The 3,107-nt window shown below is 71.0% G+C and carries 4 protein-coding genes and 2 pseudogenes; 4 read left to right on the top strand and 2 right to left on the bottom strand.

What is annotated here, in order from left to right:
- The 3 genes and pseudogenes from AC2W7C_RS15835 to AC2W7C_RS15845 all read left to right on the top strand — a co-directional run.
- Positions 1 to 500: pseudogene (locus tag AC2W7C_RS15835) on the top strand (methyltransferase); the annotation flags it as partial.
- A 64-nt stretch (positions 501 to 564) separates the two neighbouring features.
- Positions 565 to 1,176: a TIGR02466 family protein gene (locus AC2W7C_RS15840; protein WP_486002262.1), complete on the top strand. Its 612-nt coding sequence runs from the start codon at positions 565 to 567 to the stop codon at positions 1,174 to 1,176.
- Between the two features lie 111 nt (positions 1,177 to 1,287).
- Positions 1,288 to 2,202: an alpha/beta hydrolase gene (locus AC2W7C_RS15845; RefSeq protein WP_486002263.1), complete on the top strand. Its 915-nt coding sequence runs from the start codon at positions 1,288 to 1,290 to the stop codon at positions 2,200 to 2,202.
- Here the strand turns inward: AC2W7C_RS15845 and AC2W7C_RS15850 are convergent.
- Both AC2W7C_RS15850 and AC2W7C_RS15855 read right to left on the bottom strand, forming a co-directional pair.
- A complete protein-coding gene (locus AC2W7C_RS15850) occupies positions 2,199 to 2,336 on the bottom strand; it encodes a hypothetical protein (RefSeq protein WP_486002264.1) in 138 nt (45 codons plus the stop codon). The genes AC2W7C_RS15845 and AC2W7C_RS15850 overlap by 4 nt on opposite strands.
- Positions 2,337 to 2,694: 358 nt before the next feature.
- A pseudogene (locus AC2W7C_RS15855) lies at positions 2,695 to 2,820 on the bottom strand (TetR/AcrR family transcriptional regulator); the annotation flags it as partial.
- Between the two features lie 101 nt (positions 2,821 to 2,921).
- Here AC2W7C_RS15855 and AC2W7C_RS15860 point away from each other — a divergent pair.
- Positions 2,922 to 3,107: SDR family NAD(P)-dependent oxidoreductase (locus AC2W7C_RS15860; RefSeq protein WP_486002265.1), on the top strand; the 186-nt coding region annotated here is incomplete at its 3' end.

The following is a 3,107-nucleotide window of genomic DNA, read 5'->3' on the forward strand; positions in this document are numbered from 1 at the left end:
GGGCTGGCGCGGGAGAACGCGGCGCTGAACGGGATCGAGGCGGAGATCGTCACGGGCGACGTGGCGGCGGGCTTCCGCGCCTTGGGACTGGCGCCGTTCGACCTGGCGGTCTCGAACCCGCCCTTCTTCGACGACGCGGGGGCCCTGCGGGCGCCGGGGCCGGGCAAGCGCGGCGCCTGGATGGCCGACGACGGCCTGGGGGCCTGGGCCGCTTCCTGCTGAAGGCGGTGCGCGAGGGCGGGCGGATCGTGGTGGTCCACCGGGCCGACCGGCTGGCGGACCTGCTGGCCCTGCTGGGCGAGAAGGCCGGGTCGTTCGCGATCCGACCGGTGCACGCCTTCGCCGACGAGCCGGCCAAGCGGGTGCTGGTCCGGGCGGTCAAGACGGGCAAGGCGCCCCTGCGCCTGCTGCCGCCCCTGGTGATGCACGAGCGCGGCGGGGCCAAGCATTCGCCGGAGGCGGAGGCGGTGCTGCGGGGGGAAGCGGGGCTGGGGTTCTGATCGAAGGCGGCGCCGACAGCGCCCCGCCCTTCCGTGCGCGCGCCCGACCGGATATCGAGGCTCCATGTCCCTGCGCCCGCTCTTCGTCACCCAGGTCTACGAGGCCTCCCTGGCCGGTTCGGCCGGCTTCGAGGCCTTCAACGACGGCCTGGCCGACGCCTGCCGCATGCTGGCGGCCGAGGACCAGGCGGGACGACTGTGGTGCCGCGAGCACGGCTACCGCGGCTACACCTCCTACGGCTCGCTGACCGACCTGCCGCTGCGCATGCCCGAGTTCGCGGAGCTGAAGCGCCACCTGGATCGCCATGCGGCCGCCTACGCCAAGGCGCTGAACTTCGACCTGGCCCGCAAGCCGCGGCTGGACAATTTGTGGGTCAACATCCTGAAGCCCGGGGGCGGTCACACGGGCCATATCCACCCGCACGCCTTCCTCAGCGGCACGGTCTACGTCGAGGTGCCCGACGGCGCCTCGGCCCTGAAGCTGGAGGATCCGCGCCTGCCGATGATGATGGCCCGGCCCGGCGTCCGGCCCGACGTCCCGGAGGCCGAGCGCCCCTTCGTCTATCTGGCCCCCAGCCCGGGCACCGTGCTGATGTGGGAAAGCTGGCTGCGTCACGAGGTGCCGACCAACGCCGCCAAGAGCGAGCGCATCTCGATCAGCTTCAACTACGCCTGACGCGCGGCTTCACGGATGACGGAGCCGTGATCCCCCGGCCCCCTCGTCGCCACATTCGCTGCCGATCCAAGCTTCGCCGGTCGGATGAATCGGCCAGTTTGGGGCATTTGCATGAAGACGGTTTTCGCGGCGATGGCCATCGCGGCCGTGGCTTTATCGGCCTGTTCGGGCCCTGTCGACGCCCGGACGCAGGATAGGGAAGCGCCGCGAGAAGGCCGTCCCTACGAGGTCCAGGGCACCCAGGTGTGGTCCGTGCCCGACCCCGCATCCGGCCGCGTCTACGAGGTGTTCGTCAGCCTGCCCCCGTCCTACGAGGCCCAGCCGAACCGCCGCTACCCGATCGTCTACATCACCGACGCGGACTACGCCTTCCCGATGATCCGCAGCCTGTCGCGGCGGCTGAATCTGGACGGGCCCCGGGTCCAGGAGGCCATCCTGGTCGGCCTGTCCTATGCGCGTGGAGACGACGGCATGACCAGCCGCCGGCGCGACTACACCCCGACCGCCAGCGGCCCGAGCAACGCGCCCGCCGGAGCGGTGCACGGACAGGGCGCTGCCTACCAGCGCTACCTGAAGGCGCAGGTCCTGCCCTTCGTCGAGGGGCGCTTCCGGGCCGACCCGGGCCGGCGGGTGTTCGTGGGCCATTCGTACGGATCGCTGCTGGGCGCCCAGATCCTGTTCACCGAGCCGACCCTGTTCCGGGACTACATCCTGGGCAGCCCGTCGTTCTGGTACGACGAGCGCCACATGCTGGACGTCGAGGCGGACTATGCGCGGTCGCACCGGGACCTTCAGGCCAACGTCTTCATGTACGTGGGCGCCTTCGAGGCGATCCGGCCCGGGGACGCGCGCTACAATCGGACCAAGGACCTGGTCGCGGACATGCATCGGTTCGAAAGCCAGCTGACGTCGCGCAACTATCCCGGCCTGAGAATTCGCTCGGAAGTGCTGGCCGACGAGGATCACCTGACGGTCGCGCCGCGCGGCTATACGCGCGGCCTGCTGTCGGTGCTGGCGGCCGACTAGGCGGGCGTCAGGCCCGCCAAGCCGTCCCAGGCCATCATCGCGCCCCGGGCGGTGCCCCGCAGTTCGTCGGGGGTGGCTCCGTCCCGGGCGCGGAAGACCATGCCCTGGTGCACCGTGGCGTAGAAGGCGGCCATGGCGGCCAGGTCGGCTCGCGGCGCGATCTCGCCCCGCGTCGCGCCCCTGGCGCAGCCGGTCCTCCATGGCCTCGAGCGTCGCCTGGCGGATGGCCTGCAGTTCCTGACAGGCGCCGCCCGGCAGGGCGTCGGGATGGGCGCCCGAAAGGACGACCATGCAGCCGGAGGGCTTTCCCACCCGCGTGTGGGCCTCGGCCGTGGCCATCAGCAGCCCCTCGAAGGCCTGGCGCGCCGTCAGGCCGTCAGCCTCCATCGGCTTCCAGAGCGCGCCGCCTTCGGTCTTCTGGTACAGGCGCGCGGCCTCGCGGAAGAGCCGTTCCTTGTCGCCGAAGGCGGCGTAGAGGCTGGGCGAGTTGATCCCCATGGCCGCGGTCAGGTCGGCCATGGACGCGTCGGCATAGCCCTTGGCCCAGAACACCTCCATCGCGCGGGCCAGGGCCTGGTCGCGATCGAAACTGCGGGGGCGGCCGCGGGGGGGCGACATTCGGACTCCTTTTCTAGCGATCGATACATAATCTCTTGACGGAGGGGAGCAAGCTTTCCATCTGGCGTTCTGTGTCAATTGATACAGAAAGAAACACGCTCATGATCACCGCCTCCCTCCCCCTCGCCGGCAAGCGCGCCTTGGTGACCGGCGCCAGCCGCGGCATCGGCGCGGCCATCGCTCGCCGTCTGGCCGCCGACGGCGCGGACATCGCCCTCACCTATGAAAAGTCCGCCGACCGGGCCGAAGCCCTGGCCGCCGAAATCCGCGCGACCGGCCGCAACGCC

The sequence above is a fragment of the Brevundimonas sp. CURTG3B2_SDJG genome, from assembly GCF_057364705.1.